This window comes from Exiguobacterium sp. s150 (assembly GCF_018618435.1).
GTDB classification, from domain to species: Bacteria; Bacillota; Bacilli; order Exiguobacteriales; family Exiguobacteriaceae; genus Exiguobacterium; species Exiguobacterium alkaliphilum.
The window spans coordinates 1-382 of sequence record NZ_JACSMC010000092.1 but is presented as its reverse complement, the minus strand read 5'-3'; the positions used below and the strand labels follow the sequence as shown (position 1 = coordinate 382).

Here is a 382-nt window from a genome sequence, read left to right as displayed (position 1 = left end):
ATGTCTCTCGATTCGCGCTCCTGTCTGATCTGTCTCCTCCGTTCCGAGAAATAGGCGTGGTATCCCTGACGTGACACCCCGGCCACCTGACAGAGATGGCTGACCATCCCCTTCATTTTGTGCTTGATGATGACACCTTGAATCAGCTCATATTTTTGCGATGCGCTTAGTCCAGCTTTCCTCTCCCTTCCGCCAGGCGGATCTCCTTTAATAGTTCGACCTCTGCTTTCAACAGCTTGTTTTCGGCCTCGAGCTTCGCGTACCGTTCTTCTGTAGACAGTTCTCTATCTCTCCACCTTCCTGAATTACTTGATCGTGTATCGCGTAGCCCCATTACCCCATCTTTTCGGTAAGCCCGTGTCCAGCGATTTTTACAAGAACT

The 382-nt window shown here is 50.5% G+C and carries 1 pseudogene; it reads right to left on the bottom strand.

From position 1 onward, the window contains the following. Positions 1 to 166: 166 nt before the first annotated feature. Positions 167 to 382: pseudogene (locus KNP76_RS15690) on the bottom strand (IS3 family transposase); the annotation flags it as partial.